Raw genomic sequence first — 18,290 nt, forward strand, 5'->3', positions numbered from 1 at the left:
TAATCTCCCATGAAAGACTTCTTCCAGCCATTTGTAAAATTATTAACCTTGATGGTAGGCCTACTGGTTACCATCTCATTACTTACAGCAGTTCTGATCGGTGTAGTGATATTTGTCTTCAGTGGAGGGTCCCTACCTTCCCTTCAAGAGCAAGCAACACCTCAATTAGCCGCAGTAGAAACTGAAACATACAGGGGGGTAGTGCCTAAAGAAGGCATGTGGAAAGCACCTGATTGGAGCACGGTAGATCAGGAACCCAATGCAGAAGACATCAAATATGGAAGGGAATTGATTGCCAATACATCCACTTATCTGGGACCAAACGGAAAGGTAAAAAAGATGTCCAATGGCATGAACTGTCAAAACTGCCATCTCAGTGCAGGAACTGCGCCTTTGGGCAATAATTATGGAGCAGTTGCTTCCACCTATCCCAAAGTCCGGGCAAGGTCCGGACAGATGGAAGATATTCCAAAAAGGATCAATGACTGTTTTGAGAGGAGTTTGAATGGAAAGCCATTGGAACGTAACAGTAAAGAAATGATAGCCATGGTAGCCTATATGGAATGGCTGGGCAAAGATGTCTCTAAAGGGGAAAGCCCCAAAGGATCGGGAATCTATGAATTACCATTCCTTGACCGTGCTGCCGATCCTATCAAAGGAAAAGCAGTATACGCCCAACAATGTCAAAGTTGCCATATGGAAGACGGCCAAGGCATGATGAAACCTGATAAGACGGGCTATACCTATCCACCGCTATGGGGAGATAACAGCTACAATCAAGGTGCTGGTTTATTCAGGATGTCCAGATTTGCAGGTTATGTCAAAACCAACATGCCTTTAGGGGCAACCTTTGAAAGGCCGATGCTCACAGATGAAGAAGCCTGGGATGTAGCAGCTTATGTCAATTCTATGCCAAGACCGGGCAAAGACCTGAGTAAAGACTGGCCGGATATATCCAAAAAACCAATCGATCACCCATTTGGTCCGTTCACTGACGGATTCACCGAAGAGCAGCATAAGTTCGGTCCCTTCAAGCCTATCGTTGAGGCCAGGGCACAGCAAGCTTCAAAATGAAATCACTGATTATCACGCTTACTATATTTTCATTATCCTTCGCGCAGAGTTTTGCAAAGGATACTGAACCCGAGAACAGCAAGGCCAAGAGTCCCATTCAGGGCACCATTGGCCTGCGTTCTTTTTGGATGTCCACCAGCTATTGGGAGGATTTTAAAGACGATTATGCCTTGGGACAAAGTGCATATCTTCAACTGAAAACCAAATCTTACAAAGGCTTTTCCGCTGTAGGAAGATATACGGTATTTGGAAATGTATGGAGTTCGGACCTTTTGGAAAGAGATCCCGTTACAAGAAACTTCAATCGGTATGAAGTGGGCCTTTTTGATGTACTGGATCCATCAGACAGATTTTTCGGAAAAGTAGAGGAATTACAGATCCGGTTTGATTCAGAAAAATTCAACGCTGTTTTGGGAAGAATGGACATCAATACCCCATTTATAAATCCTCAGGACGGAAGACTCTCACCCACCTATGTGGAAGGCTTAAGATTAAAGTATAGACCCAATAGCAAAAACAGCTTCTCCGCTGATGTCATCGGGCGTATGAGTCCAAGATCTACTTCCAGATGGTTTGACATCGGAGAAACTATCGGAATTTATCCTGTTGGTCAAAGTGAGTTTGGAATGCCCTCCAAATATCAGGGAAATACCAAAAGCGATTTCTTTACTGTGTTAGACTGGCAACACAAATTTGACCAAAACCTGCAGCTTCAGGTCAACCATACCCTTGTAGACAATATTTCCAGTACTTACCTGACTCAGGTAGTTAAAGACTGGGATCTTAAAAACAGCTCCAACAAACTCGTCACAGGTTTGCAGGCTATTGTGCAACATGGAGTAGGCGAAGGGGGCAATCCTGAACCAGAAAAACGTTTCAAAAACCCCGGAGACCTGAATATGGTCATCAGTGCAAGGTTGGGTATCAAAAATCCGAGATCGATCCTTTACTTCAACTATACCAGGATTGACGGTAAAGGCCGCTTCATCAATCCAAGAGAATGGGGAAGGGATCCCTTTTTCACCTTTATTCCAAGGGAAAGAAATGAAGGGTACAACCAAGTGGATGCCTTTACTACCTATTATCAGAGAAATCTCCCAGAAAAAGGATTACAATTATATGGGTTTGCGGGGCTTCATTTCCTTCCTGACCCTGCCAATGCCGAACTCAATAAATATGCATTTCCTTCCTATGCTCAGGCTAACCTTGGAACAAAATTTAGCCCAAAAGACTGGGGGAAAGGACTTGACTTTCATTTTATCCTGATGAGTAAACTCAACCTGATATCGGGAGAGATGAAACCGCAATGGATTTACAACAAGGTCAATATGGTTCACGTAAACTTTATAGTCAACTACACTTTGCAATGGAACTAGATTTGCAATATTCAGTCCAAGAATTTGAAGAGATGCTGCAGCAAAAACCTGCCGTGATGGTCTATTTTTATCAGGAAACCTGCGGCGTATGCAAAATCCTTTTCCCAAAAGTAAAGGAATTGGTAGAAGACAAATTCCCTCAAATTGAACTGATCGTATTGGAGGCAGAAAAAAACAAAGAGCTGGCAGCACAATTGCGCATGCTGGCAGTCCCTGGGATCTTAATATATTTTGACGGAAAGGAGTTCTTTCGTTCTAATGGGCTGATTACCCTTCATGAGCTGGAAAGAAAGGTAGAAAGGCCTTATCTTCTGTTTTTCAGCTAAACCCGAATCATGCATTTTGGTTAAAAAATCTTCTCCAATCGGTATTAATACGCATCATGAATAGAAAAAAGCCCGCCGAGTTTTCTGGGAACTCGGCGGGCTTTATTCCTAAATCCGCATTATACAATCCGAAATTCTTATTTGGTCCTGTCTACTTTTACCTGATCCAGGCCTCTTTTTCTTAGCAGTGCATCAATTTTAGGTTCAGCACCGCGGAAATTAACATACATGTTCATGGGCTCGTCTGTGCCACCTCTTTCCAGGATTTCTTTACGGAAAGCCAATGCTTTCTCTTGGTTGAACAATTCCGTTTCTTTAAATGCCTGGAAGGCATCAGTATCCAATACCCCTGACCAGATATAACTGTAATAACCGGAAGAATAGCCACCGGAGAAGATATGCTGGAAATAGCTGCTTCGGTATCTTGGAATGATTTCACCGATCAAACCGATTTTTTCCATGGATGCATTTTCAAAAGTTCTGGCATCCACCTGAATGGGTGAAGTTTGGGTATGGTAATCCAAGTCCAAAAAAGAAGCGGCCAAATATTCTGTTGTGGCAAATCCCTGGCCGAAAGTCCCGCTGTTTTTCAGCTTTTCAATCAGTGCATCAGGAATAACTTCACCGGTTTGGTAATGAAAGGCATACTGCTTCAACACTTCAGGCTCAGTGGCCCAATTCTCCATAATTTGAGATGGTAATTCCACAAAATCTCTCGGTACAGAGGTACCCGCCAAGCTTCTATACTGCACATTGGAAAGAAGGCCATGAAGGGCATGTCCAAATTCATGGAAGAAAGTAGTCACTTCATCAAAGGTCAGAAGTGCAGGTGCATTACCGGTAGGTTTGGAGAAGTTGCAGACAATGGAAATCACCGGGGCCTTTCTTTCACCATTGACTGTCTTTTGAGGTCTGTAGGAAGTCATCCAGGCCCCTCCCCTTTTGGAAGCTCTCGGATGGAAGTCCATATACAATACCCCAACATGCGTACCGTCTGCCTCTTTTACCTCATATGCTTTGGCTTCGGGATGATATGTAGGTATATTTTTGATTTCAGTAAATGTCAGGCCAAACAGTTTATTCACGACCATGAACACCCCGTCCTGTACTTTGTCCAATGCAAAATAAGGCTTAACTTCCTGTTCATCCAGATCAAATTTCTGCTTGCGCAGTTTTTCTTCATAATACCTCCAGTCCCAAGGCTCCAACTTGAAATCTTTACCCTCTGCAGCTATCATGGCCTGCATCTCATCCCTTTCCTGCTTGGCTTTGGCCAAAGCAGGTGTCCATAACTGATTCAACAACTTGTAAACGTTATCTGCATTTTTGGCCATACTTTCTTCCAGGACATAATCAGCATGCGTAGCATATCCCAATAGATTGGCTTTTTGGAGCCTAAGGTTGGCCATTTCCATTAGGATTTCATTGTTGTTCTTATCATTGGCCTGATCACCTCTGTTTTTATAGGCTTCCCATATCTGTTTCCTCAGCTCTCTGTTGTCTGCATACTGAAGGAAGGGCATCACGCTTGGGTTTTGAAGCGTAAACAACCATTTATCTTCCTCTCCTGCTGTTTCAGCATCCTGGAATGCCACATCCCTCAATTCTTGTGGAAGACCTGAAAGATCTGCTTCATTGTCAATGAACAGCTTATAAGCATTGGTTTCCGCCAGTACATTTTGACCAAACTGAAGACTTAAAACTGACAACTTGCTGTTGATTTCTCTTAATTTTTCCTTATCGGACTCATTCAGATTGGCACCGTTACGCACAAAAGCTTTGTAACTTTTCTCCAATAATTTATGCTGTTCCGCATTTAGACCATAGGTATCCTTGTTTTCCCAAACATGCTTCACCCTTTGAAATAACTTCTCGTTTAGGTTGATATTATCGCTGTGCTTGGAAAGCTCAGGAGCCATTTCTCTGGCTATTGCCTGAAGCTCATCATTGGTATTGGCTGAGTTCAGGTTACTAAATACGATACTTACCCTTGCCAGAAGTTCTCCTGAATTTTCCATCGCTTCGATGGTATTGGAAAAAGTCGGTTCCTCAGGATTGTTTACGATTGCGTCAATTTCCTCCTGATGCAAACGCATTCCTTCCCTCAAAGCAGGGGCGAAATGTTCATTTTTGATTTTGTCAAAAGGAGGTACTTCAAAAGGCGTATTGTACGCTTCAAAGAATGGGTTCATAGATTCAGATTGTTGCTCGCCTGTACCGCAGGATGACAACGCTGCTCCTGCGATGGCTAAAGCGATAAGTGATTTTTTCATAAACGTCCTATTTGGGTTCGGGTGCAAATATAAGATTTGTAGCTAAATACAAAACAATCATGATTAGTTTGGACGGGACGGCACGTTTGTATCTGGAACTAAAATGAGTTGGCTTTCAGTTCAGTCTCATAGGTAGAATTGAAAATGACAAAAGCAATCGAGGTTTTATTTAAAAAACTTGTGGCCAAAGGAAAGCAAGAATACCTTTGCCAGTATCCCTTTATCATCTGAAATGAAAAGTCATCAATATTTCCCCTTATTATTATTGATATTCCTCGCTTTGACCTTTACAAGCAAAGCACAGGAAAAAGAACAGTATGTTATACTTATCTCCTTGGATGGATACCGCTACGATTACACAGAACGATTTCAACCAGAAAACCTGAATAGATTTATAAAAGGTGGAACTGCGGCAGAGGCGATGATTCCTTCCTTCCCGAGCAAAACTTTCCCTAATCATTATACCATTGCCACCGGTATGAAGCCTGAAAACCACGGATTGGTGGACAATGCTTTTTATGACCCCTACAAGGATCAAGTGTATGTGATCAATAACAGGGAAATTGTACAGGATGGCTATTGGTATGGGGGTACCCCCCTATGGGTCTTGGCTGAGCAACAAGGCCTGACCACTGCCAGTTATTTCTTTGTGGGGACTGAAGCCCCTGTAAAGGGAATACAGCCAACTTATTTTTACAACTATGACGGAAATATACCTAACCTAACCAGAATTTCGAAGGTTTTTGAGTGGTTGATACTGCCGGAAGAGGAAAGACCCAGATTGATCACCTTATACTTTTCTGACATGGATGACATCGGCCATCGTTATGGACCTGATAATAATGAGCAACTGAGCATCAGACTACATCGCTTAGATCGAGAGCTTGGAGCACTTTTTGAAGGCTTAAAAAGTTTTGATTTGGACATCAATGTATTCATTGTTTCGGATCACGGGATGACCAATGTCCCAAAGGTCAATCTCTTGAACCTGAACCATATTACAGATGGAATAGATGCCAAAGTCATAAATAATGGCGCATCTGCCCATCTTTATCTCAACAATCCTCTTGAGATAGAGGAAGTTTATCTGAAACTCAACAGCAAAGAAGGCCCTTTCAAAACCGTAAAAGTCCGTGAAAGGGAATATTACAAAAATATTGAAACATACCGGCACAGAATGGGAGATCTCCTGATCCTTCCTGATTTGGGTTTTTACCTGGCCACCACCGTAGGAATGGTAGGCTACCAAAACCGGTCTGCCCTCTTCAAAACAGAGGTGTTCGGAGAACACGGTTACAGTCCGGAGTACCGGGACATGCACGGAATTTTTTATGCAAACGGCCCAAGGATAAAAGAAGGTCTAAAGATCCCAACCTTTCAAAATATCCATGTTTATCCTGTAATCTGTGAGATTTTGGGATTAAAAATTCCGGAAGGAATAGATGGCGAACTGGAAGTTTTAAAACCTATCCTCAAAAACTAATGGAAGCTATCATTGAAATACAAAGCAGAAATGAAGTGTCCAGACTGGTACGTACTTTCTATGCCAAAGTCAGGAAAAATCCTACACTGGGCCCCATATTCAATACCATTGTGCATGATTGGGAAGTCCACCTGGAAAGGTTAACGGATTTTTGGGAGATGGTTTTGCTTCATTCCGGTCCAGGTGCGGGAAAATTCAGCCCTGTTCCCGTCCACAGGGAAGTGGACGACAAAATGGATCATCAGGTCTCAGAATCCCACTTCAATACCTGGCTTGCTTTATGGTTTGACACCATTGACAGTCAATTCAAAGGCGAGGTGGCGGAATATGCCAAACAACATGCCCATAAAATGGCGCATATTCTATTTTTTAAAATTATGGAAGGAAGAATGGAAACCTAATAATCAGGACGCTTTATTCCCTGTAAACTTGGGCATAACCGCTTCGTTTTCATGCCCTATACCTTCTCTTTTAAAGACTTTGGAAATGGTCAGCCATAATATTTTAAGGTCTAACCAAAAAGATCTGTTTTTTACATACCAGACATCCAGTTCAAATTTTTTATTCCAGCTAATGGCATTCCTACCATTGACCTGTGCCCAACCGGTAATACCAGGTCTTACATTCATTCTGGTTTTTTGCTCATCGTTGTAAAGGGGAAGATATTCCATCAATAGAGGTCTTGGGCCTACCAAAGACATATCTCCTTTCAAGACATTGATCAGTTCAGGCAACTCATCCAAGCTGGTGGACCTCAGCCATAAACCAAATGGGGTTAATCTAATTTCTTCAGGCAACAACTCCCCTTGGGAATTCCGCTCATCGGTCATAGTCCTAAACTTTAAAATCCGGAAAGGTTTACCAAGTTTTCCAGGTCTTTGCTGCGAAAAAAAAACAGGACTTCCCAATTTAATCGATACCAAAAGACCTACCACCAAAAGTATGGGGGAAAGCACCAATAATGCTACTAAAGAAACAGTAAAATCGAAAAGCCTTTTCATTGATCGATCAAGGTTAGTTGAATTCATAAAAAAAACCAAAGCCTAAAAATTTATTTCTTTTCATTTTTAATCCTAAAAACCATTGATTATTGCACAAACCTCCCGGATATCCTCCACCGAAAGACCTGGATCCAAAGGAAGACTCAGGACTTCCCGGTGAATTTGCTCGGTTACAGGGAAAGAAAGGCCCGAAAATTCGGGACAAGCTTCCTGAAGATGGGGAGGTACTGGATAATGAATTTGGGTTTGGACACCTTTACTCGATAGAAATTGCTTCAAAAGATCCCTTTGGGAAGACCTGATGACAAAGAGATGCCAAACATGGGATTTGTTGTCCAGAACATGATCGATTTTCGGAAGAATAATATTTTCATGAAGGATATTGTCCAGGTAACATGAAGCAAGTTGCCTTCTCCACTGATTCTCTTTATCCACGTATCGTAGTTTGACCTGCAGAAAAGCTGCCTGGATTTCATCCATTCGGCTGTTGAAGCCCTTTACTTTATTTTGGTATTTTTCCGAACTGCCATAGTTGGACAACATCCTGACCATTGAGGCCAATTCTCTATCATTGGTGGTAATAGCCCCCGCATCTCCAAGTGCCCCAAGATTTTTGGTAGGAAAAAAGCTAAAAGCTGCAGCATCTCCCAAAGCCCCGGTTTTTACTCCCTCCCACTCTGCCCCAAAAGCCTGGGCATTATCTTCAATTAGTTTAAGGCCGAATCTTTGGACCAGTTCCTTCATTTGATGATCCCAACAGACACGCCCATAGAGGTGAACCAATACAATGGCTTTGGTCTTTGGGGTAATCTTGGGTTCTATTTGCTTAAAATCTAAATTGTAACTGGAAAGTGACGGTTCCACTAAAACGGGGACCAATCCTGCATGAAAAATACTCAGGATCGTTGCTATGTAAGTATTTGCAGGAACTATAACCTCATCTCCTTTATTAAACTCCCCCTTTTCGATATATGCCAAAAGGATCAATCTCAGGGCATCCAAACCATTGCCTACCCCAAGTGCATAAGACACCCCAGTGTAAGCCGCTAAGGAATCCTCAAATTGCCTGACCCGGTCCCCAAACAGATACCATCCTGAATCAATGACTTCATTAGCAGCCCTTTTGAGTTCTTCTGCATATCGTTTGTTGATACTTTGGAGATCTGAAAACTTTATCATAAAAATGTTCATCAAGAGCTTAAAAGTAAAAATATATGCTTACCTCATTTCTGAAAATTTGAATCTTTTATTTCTTGAACAAAATTCAGGGAAAATCTAAACGGAAATCAACTTAAAGTGGAAATCTGTCTTTTCTTTGTTTGTATTGCAGATTTCTTTACGCAGGTGATAGATCGCTTCAAGGAGAGGGGCATTATCAAGTTGGCCTGCATCGATAGCCTTAAAACCAACCATTGATATCACTTGTTTAACAACGTTTTTTTCCGGTATATCCGGTCCACAGAAATAAGTCTCTTTTACCAAGCCCATGGGATCCGAATTAGGGTAATCCAAGCCTAAATTATTGAATGCCTTAAAAATTTTGGGAGAATCTATGATACTTTGGATAAAGGTTGTATTACAGGAAAAAACCCTATGATCGTCACTATTGGTACAGTCAAGGATAATTTTGTCTTTCAGGTCAATATTTGAAAGCTCCTCGAATAAAAGTTCCAAGTAGGTATTTTCAGCACAGATCATCAATATATTGGATGTCTCAATTACGTCCTTGAAACTTTTCACCTTATTGGATGACATATTGAGAATTTTCCACTCTATCTCTGTGGGGGTAAAGCCTTTTCTTACTCCATAGGCAATTTCCACTCCTCTGGAAGAAAGTGCTTTCCCTAAAGTCAGGGCCAATCGGGTTCCACCTAAAATACCTATCATAATTTTGAATTGGGATTTCGGATTTCTGTAGTATGTAAGAGTTTAACTAGGGCGATCAAGTCAATTATAACAGAAATTCCAAAATAATCCACGGGAATTTAAATAAAATCTACATAAAAGCAAAACATTATGGATTTATCTAATTCAAAGCAAGTTTTTTGTTTTTCAGTGTGATAAAAACGCCTATGAGAAGACCTACCGAAAATAAAATTGCTGCATAAGCAACACCGGGATTCAAATTGATCTGTTTAAAAGCAATGGCCAAAAAAGCCCAAATCCCAACAAATGAAGGTATGGATAGATTTTTTTTGACTGAAAGAAAAGCATATATCATGGAAGCTACGAGCAGGATGAGGATAGTTATAAAAACTTCCTGACCTTTAAACCAAGCCAAATCGTAAAACCAAACCGACACATTGACCACTGTAGCAACAATTATCCAACCAAAGTACACACTGATAGGAATACCAATAAAGATTTCACGTCGATCCTGTCTATATCCCAACTTTAAACTTTTACCTAGAAGAAGCAGGGAAATCAATAGCCCGGTAATTATCAGTACAGACAATAAAAGCATCTCGTTGACCCAAACCACTATCCAAAGCCCATTGAGCATATTGGAGACCGCAAACCAAAAAGAAGTCGGTTCAAGTGAACTGTTATTTCTTCCCTTAAAGAAACCTATCCATTGGTAAGTGATAAATCCCAAAAGCAACAAGTAAATCACCCCCCATATTGAAAAGGCATATCCTGCGGGCGTAATCAAGGTGTCGTACTGATTGCTGATTTCTCCTACCGACTTTCTGCCACCTGCTCCAGAACCATACAAGTAATTCAGAAATAGAGTCCCAAAAAAAGTAAGTGTATTCAAGGCCAAAAGCAGGAAGTTTTTCATGTCATACAGTTTTACATTAGCAAACAAGCAGGTACTTATTCCAAAATCTAACAAAAAAACCCGTCTTTTGAAAACTTTGTTTGTCCTCTTGGGATTTATAAAAATCAAACATCGGTACTTCTTGAAATCTGTGAAAAATACCTTCCTTCTTGTTTTGATCGTTTTGGCATTAACCTCCTGTTCAATTAAGGGAGTGAGCCGCTATAGAAATATTACTTATATCGAAGACCAACTTTTGGGAAAGCTTCCCGAAAAGAAACTCAATGTTTTTGCCCCAAAGAAATCTAATGGAGATAATGAGGTTTTGATTTTTATCCATGGTGGAAGTTGGAACTCGGGAAAAAAGGAAATCTATAATTTTTTAGGGAATAGATTTGCCAGGAAGGGAGTAGTTACTGTCATCATTGACTACCCACTAAGCCCTGAATATCAGGTACATGATATGGCACTAGCCTCTGCGCAAGCGGTCAAATGGACCGCCCAAAACATTTTTAAATATGGAGGTAATCCGGGCAAAATATTCGTTTCCGGGCATTCTGCAGGAGGGCATCTGGCCAGCTTGATCACTGTCAGGGAAGAATACTTTGATACCCTCCACTTCAAAAATCCTATCAAAGGTGCAGTATTGATCGATGCGGCAGGCTTAGACATGAAATGGTTTCTGGAGCAGATGAATTATGAACCTGGGACAGAATATTTAGTAACATTTACAGATAGTCCTGAGGTATGGAAAGACACCTCCCCTATTTACTTTTTAGATGAAAATGATCCCCCTCTTTTGATTTTGATGGGAGAGAAAACACTTCCCGGAATCAAGTTAAGCACAGAGAGATTTTTAGAGAAGTACAAGGAACTCGTTCCAGAGCCAGATTTCCATGTTCAAAAAGGCAAAAAACATAAACCCATGATTGTCCAATTTATCTATACGCGCAATAAGGTATATGATTGGATTTTAGTTTTTATGTCCCAAAAGATTTTATGATTTAGATACAAATAGATGAGAAGAATTTTGAAAAAATAGGATAATTAAGCTCATTTCCTTATTTTGTGTAAGGAAAAATTTCTTCTTTTATGTTTTCACTTAGATCTATTGCTATCTTAATTTTTACATGCCTTTTTCTGCCTCTCTATGCTCAAATCCAAGAAAGCGGAAGCATCCTATTCGAAAACGTCCGGGTCTTTGATGGAAAGTCCAAGGACCTATCCGGACCAGTGAATGTTTGGATTGAAGGAAATAAAATCAGGAGTATCAGTACTGCTCCGATTCCAACAGCGAGTGGGATGACCAAAATTCAAGGTAATGGAAAAACCCTGATGCCCGGACTGATCGATGTACACGTACACATGGCTTTCGGGTCCCTAACGATGAGGGAAATGATGTCTCCCATGCTTTCTGAGGGAGTGATTATGGAAAAAGTGGGAGTAGGTGCTGAAAAGATGTTAATGCGGGGATTCACATCTGTGAGGGATGCGGGTGGACCAATTTTTCCTCTTAAAATGGGAGTTGATTCTGGTAAAATAAAAGGTCCAAGGATTTGGCCATCAGGAGCTACTATCTCTCAGACAGCAGGACATGGCGATTTCCGTACTCCTGAAGAGCAGTCTAGAAGGTTTTTCGGAGAGCCCTCTAGGGCTGAAAGGTTCAACGCTACCTTCATTGCAGATGGACGGGACGAGGTCTTGACTGCTGTGAGGGAAAACCTCCGCTTTGGAGCCAGTCAGATCAAATTGATGGCAGGCGGGGGAACCTCTTCTGCGTATGATCCAGTAGATGTAACCCAATATACTTTTGATGAAATGCGGGCGGCAGTAGAAGCAGCGGAAGATTGGGGTACCTATGTCATGGTACATGCCTACACGCCAAGAGCTGTACAAAGAGCGATCAAAGCCGGAGTCAAATGCGTAGAACATGGACAGATGTTGGATGAAAAGACCTTGAGGTTGATGAAAAGAAAAGGTATTTGGCTGAGCACTCAAAATCTGAGAGAAAGCACACCTAATATGGATCCACAAAGGGTTGAAAAACGAAAACCGGTGATTGAAGGTCAGGCCAAACTCTGGCCTATGGTACAAAAGATGAAACTCAAGATCGCCTGGGGTACAGATTTCCTTTTCGAACCTGAGCTCAACGAACAGCAGAATGCCTATATTCTCCTATTACAGCAATGGTTTACCAATGCCGAAATCCTAAAAATGGTCACCCATGACAATGCCGAATTGCTGCAGCTTTCGGGACTAAGAAGTCCCTATCCCGGCAAATTGGGTGTGGTGGAAGAGGGTGCTTTGGCAGATTTGATTTTGGTGGATGGGAATCCATTAGCTGACCTTTCACTTATTGCCAATCCCGCAGAGAAGTTTGTGGTGATCATGAAAGATGGAAAGGTGTATAAGAATATGGTGGAATAATTTTTTTGAAGCAGGAAAAAGTAAGAATTAAGCTAATCAAACTGAGTTTGCATGATTTTACACAGTTCTGATCAGTCTTTTGTCCAGTGGCAAAGGATAAACCCTGAATTTGATCAAGTTGAATTTTGGAGAGAGAGGATTGATGACATAGTTAAAAGAACTTGGATCCACAACTGAAGGCACAGCAAAGGACAGTAGGCCAGACTGCAATAGTCCGGTGCCATAATTCATCGAAGATTTTGTAGCAGGTATCAAATTCCATCCAACAGGAAGTTCGTCTATTGATGGGGTGAAAATATGTGCTTCAGGCAAGCTGATTTCCATCACAGAATAGTTGACGTATCTGTCAGAGGCAAACAATTCCGGATCAATGGTAAGTCTTTCAAGCAAGGAAGAGGCTATGCTTGCCCCAGCATAGAGTGCAGGATGACCTGGCAGGTTCCATCGGCCACCAAAGCGCTTGGCTCCTTCACCGCTGTCATCACAGCATTGGGTAAGGGCTATTCTATAGACTTTCATGCAACTTAGATGGCTATTCCGTGCTGCAAGCGCATGATCTCTGATTTTAGGATATTCAGTCCCTCCGATACATCGATCAAGTCAAGTGGCCTACAGTTACCTATGGAAAAAAGGGGGCGTTCCATCCACCTTCTGAAGCCTTCCAGTCCAAAATAGGCGATACCTATTGCATAAAGCTCTGCCAGCTCAAACATCTTTTCGGATTGGATAGTATCAAATACTTCCTTTCGTTGGATGGTCTTGGATGAAATGCCCAAGGCTGCGGCAAGGGTATTGTAATCCAAACCGGTTACAGCTTTCAAACTTTCGAAGGCATCCTTTCCAAGCCCTACACGGAACGTCTCTACTCTGCTTAATGGTTCGTCAAAGTGGCCCTTTTCCATATTAAGAATGGAGTCTACAGAGAAGGCAGCTTTTCCGTATGATGATGCCACTGCGGGTTCACTTACTTTGGAGTCTTTCTTTGACATGCGGATCCTTGGAAATTTGTCTCCTAAGATAACGAAAAATGTCCAAAAATGATTTAGTTTTCATTCGTTTTTTTTGGTTGGTGATTTTGGTTCAAGGCCTAGTCTTGGACCATCAACCACCCTCAATCAGCTGCATTCCAATAGGCCATCCTTTCGCAACTTTCCACCTCTATGCTGTAAAAATCAAATTCCTGGGTCACCTTGCCTTTGATCAGGTAGATGCCGCGGCCTTTGAAGGGGTACTTTTTCACCACCGGAGGGAAATGCACGGTATCTATCCAGTCTCCTTCCCTGTCGATAAAGGTGCCGAAGTTCATGACATCTCCCTTCACCGTTCGGGTATATTTGATGGTGACAAGGTAGCCGATAATCTGCGCCTGCTTGCCCAGATACTGCTTCAGATTCCTCGCCTTGATGCTGGGCACGGTCTGATCTTTGACCAGGTGGAAGGGACTGTCCAAAGGGAATTCCAAAATATCGATCTGGTCCACAATCTCCTGCCGAAGATCGGCATCCTCAAGCGCAGGAACCTGTAATTCCCGAAACCCCGCCTGCCGAAAAAGCTCATTGCCGGTAGCTACAGCCTTGCGTTTGTTCAGGATAAAATGAGCCTCCCAGAGCAGTTCCTGCTTGCTCTTACCTGTAAATCGGAAACAACCTATACGTATCAGGATGAGTGCTTGCTCCAAGCTGATATCCACCCGGGCAATAAAGTCCGACAGGCCCGCAAACAGACCATTGGCCCTACGCTCGCTCAGAATTTTTTCTGCCGTGGCCTTTTCCAGGTATTTCAAGTGGATAAAGCCTAGATATACAGTCTTACCTTTGATATTGGTCAGGTACTCGCTTTCGTTGATATGGGGAGCTTGGATATCGGCTCCATTCATCCGTAGTTCATGAATGTAGAATTCGGTATGATAGAAGCCTCCAAAGTTGTTGATTACCCCCACCATAAACTCCAGCGGAAAGTAAGCCTTCAGGTACAGGCTCTGATAACTCTCCACAGCAAAGGAAGCCGAATGCCCCTTGGCAAAGGAATAACCTGCAAAACTCTCGATTTGATGCCATACTTCTTTGGTGATTTGGGGGTCTCTTCCCAATCTCTCGCAATTGATAAAAAACTGGTCCTTTATCCGCTGAAACTCGTCTTTGGAGCGGGACTTGCCACTCATGCCGCGCCGGAGCACATCCGCTTCAGCCAGCGAAAGTCCTGCAAAGTAATGCGCCACCTTGATCACATCTTCCTGATAGACCATGATGCCGTAAGTTTCGGGCATGATGTCCATCATCACAGGATGGGCCTGCTTGCGCCTTTCGGGATCCACATGCCGTAGGATATATTCCCGCATCATCCCCGAACGGGCGACTCCCGGACGAATGATGGAACTGGCAGCAACCAGCTCCAAGTACTCATCTGCTTTCATCTTGGCCAGCAGCATACGCATAGCAGGAGATTCCACATAGAAGGCCCCGATGGTATGTCCGGTTCTTAGCAGTTCTTTGATTTTGGGATCCTTCTTGAATTTTTCCACCTGACGGATATCCACCTTTATCCCCTGATTCTTATAGATGATTTCCAGGCTGCTTTTGATATGGCCCAAGCCCCGCTGGGAAAGAATGTCAAACTTATGTAGCCCGATATCCTCTGCGGTATGCATATCAATATGCGCCAAGGGGAATCCCTTGGGAGGCATTTCGGTAGCAGTGTAGTAGTGGATGGGTTTGTGGGAGATCAATACCCCGCAGGCATGAATGGTCAGGTGGGAAGGCATCCCGTGGAGCACCTGACTGTATTTCAGAATCAATTTCCCATATTGGTCCGGAACGTAATCAGGCTTGTCCGCATGGTAGATCAGGGACTCGATCTCGGTTTTGGGCAGGCCAAAGACCTTTCCCAGTTCCCGCAACATGGAATTGGCCTGAAAGGTACTGTAGGAACCCAGCAGGGCCACATGCTCCTGGTCTACTTTGTTGTATTTGTCGAAAATGTACTTCACGACTTCATCTCTATCCGTCCAACTGAAATCGATGTCAAAGTCAGGTGGATTCTCCCGGTAAAGGTTGATAAAGCGCTCAAAATACAGATCCAATTCGATGGGATCTACATCGGTGATGCCCAAACAATAGGCCACGATACTGTTGGCACCACTTCCCCTGCCTACATGGTAGAAGTTCCGCTGTTGGGCAAAGTTTACAATGTCATAATTGATCAGGAAGTAGGAGACAAAGCCTTTTTGCTGGATCAGTTCCAGCTCCTTTTCGATGCGCTTACTGATTTCGGGAGTTAGATCAGGATAACGTCGAATAGCACCTTTGAATGTTTCCTGCCTCAGGTAGTCAAAGTCCTCCCAGTCCGAGCCCAGGATATCCCGCTTGTTTTTCACCGCTTGGAAGTAGAAGGAAAACTGGCAGGCTTCGAGCAGGCGCTGGGAATTGTACAGCAGGTAGCTATGTCCCTCGCAACGGGCCACCATATCGGCGTAGGAATAAAATTGATCGCCAATATCTCCCTGCTCTTCGGGTTCGAGTTTGCTGAGCAGGGTATTTTTGTCCACTGCCCTCAGGAGTCGGTGGGCATTGAATTCCAGTTTGGAAGAAAAACTGACAGACTGTAGCAATACCAGTTTATCCTTATAGCGGTACCATGGAGACTTGACCAGACGGTTCAACTGATAAGGATGGATACCGATAAATTCATTTTCCCGCAAAGGAAATGTCTTCTCCCGAAAAGGATAGACAATAAAACTGTGCTGAAAAGTCGGGGCTTTGTCCTCAAAAGCCAATCCTTTGATCCGGCGATGGGAAAGGTGGCGGTTGAGTTCATAGAAGCCTTCCTGGTTTTTGGCCAGACCTATATACTGCTGTTTGACACCGTTGCGGAAATCAATGCCGACCACGGGGTGGATGCCGTTTTTCTGGGCTTCCCGGATAAATGGGAATACCCCGGCTACGGAATTGATATCCGTCAGCGCTAGTGCATCGAGCTTTTGGCTTTTGGCCTGCGCTACCAGCCCTTCGATGGAAAGGGTGCCGTATTTGAAGCTGTAGTAGGAGTGGCAGTTGAGATGCATGACGTTACTTGATCAGGAAGGGGAATAGATAACTTTACTTATTCTAAAATGTTAAAAAAATTAACATTTATGTGTTTATAATTTAAACAAAACAATTCTTAAAAACCAAGTACCGAAGAGGAAGATATCAGAGTGGAAACAAGAAAAACTGAGGGTCTAATTTAGGATGGATGTGAGCCTAATGTAAAAATTAGCTTTCCGCTAAACATCGCCAAGAGGAACATAGGAAGAAATAAACAATGGAAATTTAGGAAGATCATTCTAAAAAAATTCGATTCATGGATTTCAAAGCTTTCCCTAATGGGTTTACAAAATCAATGAAAGTTATAAATCCTTTTTATATACGATTTTGGTTTCTTCTTGGAGTTCAATTGTATCTTTTTATTTATAAGTTGCGGTGGGTCTGTGATGTTGCAGGAAGATGAATCCTACTGATTAGTTTTTTTGAAGCCAGGGATACACCAAATCCTTTACATCTTGAAGGGAAAAAAATGGGAATTTATTATCCACTTTCGGCACTTGGAACTCAAAGCTTGAGGGAAGGACAGTTCCTCCTATTGTCATAGAATCCATGCGCCAGCGAAAATTTTCCGGGAACTTGGATTGCATCAAATTTGTGTTGGTGGGGCCATTAAGCGACTTTATCGAGATTTTGTATATAAGGAAGGGCAATATTGCTTCTATTAGAGGGCCCAATCAGTATATACCTGAATTTGAAGTGGATTACTCAGCAGGCTATCCCATGCTCCAGCTTTTGGATATGGAAAGGCTCCACTTTTACACTGATGTGGTACTTGGCAATTTGGACTGGGGAATACAGTCTAAAATCTTTTTGGAAAAAAATCATTGGTGAAAACTTGATTTTTATTTCTATGGAGTGCAAATTTAGTTTAAAAGTCAAAACATTCCGGAAGATTTACTTTTTGGGGAAGGTAATCCCGCCCCGCATGGTGCGAAAGGGGGAGGATTTTAAATTATTAAAGTCATGAAAAATAAATCAATTATTGCGTTTCTTATTTCTTTCTTTGCTTTAATATCCTCTTGCCAAGATAGAGACGGTTTCCCTGAAGAAATATCATTTAATGATTCGAAGGTGTTTTTTGATAATGATATAAAGGAGCAAATTTCTTTAATTATGGATGGTACTAAATTGCCTTTAGACAAAAGCTTATTCAAACAACTGCTTTTAGAGGATAATCAATTCGAAGATAATTTATTGGATTTTAATATGTTTGAACTCATTTCCAGCAACGAAAATGACCAATCCTTTTATTTCTTAAAGGCAATAAGTGATGATGGATCGGTTGAAACAGGGTATTTTCTTGAAGAGGATGAAAATGGAGGTTTTTTGCTTTCGGAAAAAAGATGTTCATGTACAGGGTGTCCCAGCGGATGTAATTTAAGTGTTTTTGGTGGAACATGTACCTGTACTCCTTGTTGGCCATCAGGAGATAACCAAAGATGTGAAAAAAAGGAAGAACAGACTATAAAATAACTGATTTTTTGACC

Annotated in this window: 17 protein-coding genes; 9 read left to right on the forward strand and 8 right to left on the reverse strand. The window is 42.3% G+C overall.

The window, feature by feature from the left end; all coding sequences use genetic code 11:
- The first annotated feature begins 9 nt into the window (after positions 1-9).
- The 3 genes from BC751_RS21155 to BC751_RS21165 are packed head-to-tail and all read left to right on the forward strand — an operon-like array spanning position 10 to position 2,776.
- The gene (locus BC751_RS21155) at positions 10-1,074 is read left to right on the forward strand and encodes a c-type cytochrome (protein WP_130277336.1); all 1,065 of its coding nucleotides are present in this window, start codon (positions 10-12) and stop codon (positions 1,072-1,074) included.
- Positions 1,071-2,450 carry a hypothetical protein gene (locus BC751_RS21160; protein WP_130277337.1) on the forward strand — a complete coding sequence of 460 codons (1,380 nt, stop codon included), beginning with the start codon at positions 1,071-1,073 and terminating at the stop codon, positions 2,448-2,450. Before BC751_RS21155 ends, BC751_RS21160 begins: the two co-directional genes overlap by 4 nt.
- Positions 2,441-2,776 (forward strand): thioredoxin family protein, encoded by a 336-nt coding sequence (locus BC751_RS21165; protein WP_130277338.1) that lies wholly within the window; start codon positions 2,441-2,443, stop codon positions 2,774-2,776. The genes BC751_RS21160 and BC751_RS21165 overlap by 10 nt, the downstream gene beginning before the upstream one ends.
- 137 nt (positions 2,777-2,913) lie before the next feature.
- On the opposite strand, the gene BC751_RS21170 is transcribed toward BC751_RS21165, so the two are convergent.
- On the reverse strand, positions 2,914-5,049 hold the full coding sequence (locus tag BC751_RS21170) for a M3 family metallopeptidase (protein ID WP_130277339.1): 2,136 nt from the start codon (positions 5,047-5,049) through the stop codon (positions 2,914-2,916).
- Positions 5,050-5,281: 232 nt separating this feature from the next.
- Here BC751_RS21170 and BC751_RS21175 point away from each other — a divergent pair, with 232 nt between their 5' ends.
- The gene (locus BC751_RS21175) at positions 5,282-6,532 is read left to right on the forward strand and encodes an alkaline phosphatase family protein (RefSeq protein ID WP_130277340.1); all 1,251 of its coding nucleotides are present in this window, start codon (positions 5,282-5,284) and stop codon (positions 6,530-6,532) included.
- Positions 6,532-6,933 (forward strand): group III truncated hemoglobin, encoded by a 402-nt coding sequence (locus BC751_RS21180; protein ID WP_130277341.1) that lies wholly within the window; start codon positions 6,532-6,534, stop codon positions 6,931-6,933. The genes BC751_RS21175 and BC751_RS21180 overlap by 1 nt, the downstream gene beginning before the upstream one ends.
- A 3-nt stretch (positions 6,934-6,936) precedes the next feature.
- Here BC751_RS21180 and BC751_RS21185 read toward each other — a convergent pair whose 3' ends face one another.
- The 4 genes from BC751_RS21185 to BC751_RS21200 all read right to left on the reverse strand — a co-directional run bounded on the left by BC751_RS21185 (position 6,937) and on the right by BC751_RS21200 (position 10,315).
- The gene (locus tag BC751_RS21185) at positions 6,937-7,533 is read right to left on the reverse strand and encodes a sugar transferase (RefSeq protein WP_130277342.1); all 597 of its coding nucleotides are present in this window, start codon (positions 7,531-7,533) and stop codon (positions 6,937-6,939) included.
- Positions 7,534-7,605: 72 nt separating this feature from the next.
- Positions 7,606-8,712: a DegT/DnrJ/EryC1/StrS family aminotransferase gene (locus BC751_RS21190; RefSeq protein WP_130277343.1), complete on the reverse strand. Its 1,107-nt coding sequence runs from the start codon at positions 8,710-8,712 to the stop codon at positions 7,606-7,608.
- Positions 8,713-8,808: 96 nt separating this feature from the next.
- Positions 8,809-9,420 carry an NAD(P)-binding domain-containing protein gene (locus BC751_RS21195; protein ID WP_130277344.1) on the reverse strand — a complete coding sequence of 204 codons (612 nt, stop codon included), beginning with the start codon at positions 9,418-9,420 and terminating at the stop codon, positions 8,809-8,811.
- 139 nt (positions 9,421-9,559) lie between these two features.
- The gene (locus BC751_RS21200) at positions 9,560-10,315 is read right to left on the reverse strand and encodes a tryptophan-rich sensory protein (RefSeq protein ID WP_130277345.1); all 756 of its coding nucleotides are present in this window, start codon (positions 10,313-10,315) and stop codon (positions 9,560-9,562) included.
- Positions 10,316-10,445: 130 nt separating this feature from the next.
- On the opposite strand from BC751_RS21200, the gene BC751_RS21205 reads away from it, so the two are divergent.
- The gene (locus tag BC751_RS21205) at positions 10,446-11,297 is read left to right on the forward strand and encodes an alpha/beta hydrolase (RefSeq protein WP_242617562.1); all 852 of its coding nucleotides are present in this window, start codon (positions 10,446-10,448) and stop codon (positions 11,295-11,297) included.
- An 89-nt stretch (positions 11,298-11,386) separates the two neighbouring features.
- A complete protein-coding gene (locus BC751_RS21210; protein WP_130277347.1) occupies positions 11,387-12,721 on the forward strand; it encodes a metal-dependent hydrolase family protein in 1,335 nt (444 codons plus the stop codon).
- Between the two features lie 57 nt (positions 12,722-12,778).
- Here BC751_RS21210 and BC751_RS21215 read toward each other — a convergent pair whose 3' ends face one another.
- The 3 genes from BC751_RS21215 to BC751_RS21225 form a co-directional block, all read right to left on the reverse strand.
- Positions 12,779-13,240, reverse strand: a complete 462-nt coding sequence (locus BC751_RS21215; RefSeq protein ID WP_130277348.1) for an RES family NAD+ phosphorylase — start codon at positions 13,238-13,240, stop codon at positions 12,779-12,781.
- 5 nt (positions 13,241-13,245) lie between these two features.
- Positions 13,246-13,710: an antitoxin Xre-like helix-turn-helix domain-containing protein gene (locus tag BC751_RS21220; RefSeq protein WP_130277349.1), complete on the reverse strand. Its 465-nt coding sequence runs from the start codon at positions 13,708-13,710 to the stop codon at positions 13,246-13,248.
- A gap of 122 nt (positions 13,711-13,832) precedes the next feature.
- Positions 13,833-16,781 (reverse strand): DNA polymerase III subunit alpha, encoded by a 2,949-nt coding sequence (locus BC751_RS21225; RefSeq protein WP_130277350.1) that lies wholly within the window; start codon positions 16,779-16,781, stop codon positions 13,833-13,835.
- A gap of 571 nt (positions 16,782-17,352) precedes the next feature.
- Here BC751_RS21225 and BC751_RS21230 point away from each other — a divergent pair.
- Together BC751_RS21230 and BC751_RS21235 are read left to right on the forward strand one after the other, a co-directional pair.
- Complete coding sequence (locus tag BC751_RS21230) at positions 17,353-17,634, forward strand: hypothetical protein (protein ID WP_130277351.1); 282 nt, start codon at positions 17,353-17,355, stop codon at positions 17,632-17,634.
- A 132-nt stretch (positions 17,635-17,766) separates the two neighbouring features.
- Positions 17,767-18,276 (forward strand): hypothetical protein, encoded by a 510-nt coding sequence (locus BC751_RS21235; RefSeq protein WP_130277352.1) that lies wholly within the window; start codon positions 17,767-17,769, stop codon positions 18,274-18,276.
- Positions 18,277-18,290 lie beyond the last annotated feature (14 nt).

The sequence above is a fragment of the Cecembia calidifontis genome (assembly GCF_004216715.1).
GTDB lineage: Bacteria > Bacteroidota > Bacteroidia > Cytophagales > Cyclobacteriaceae > Cecembia_A > Cecembia_A calidifontis.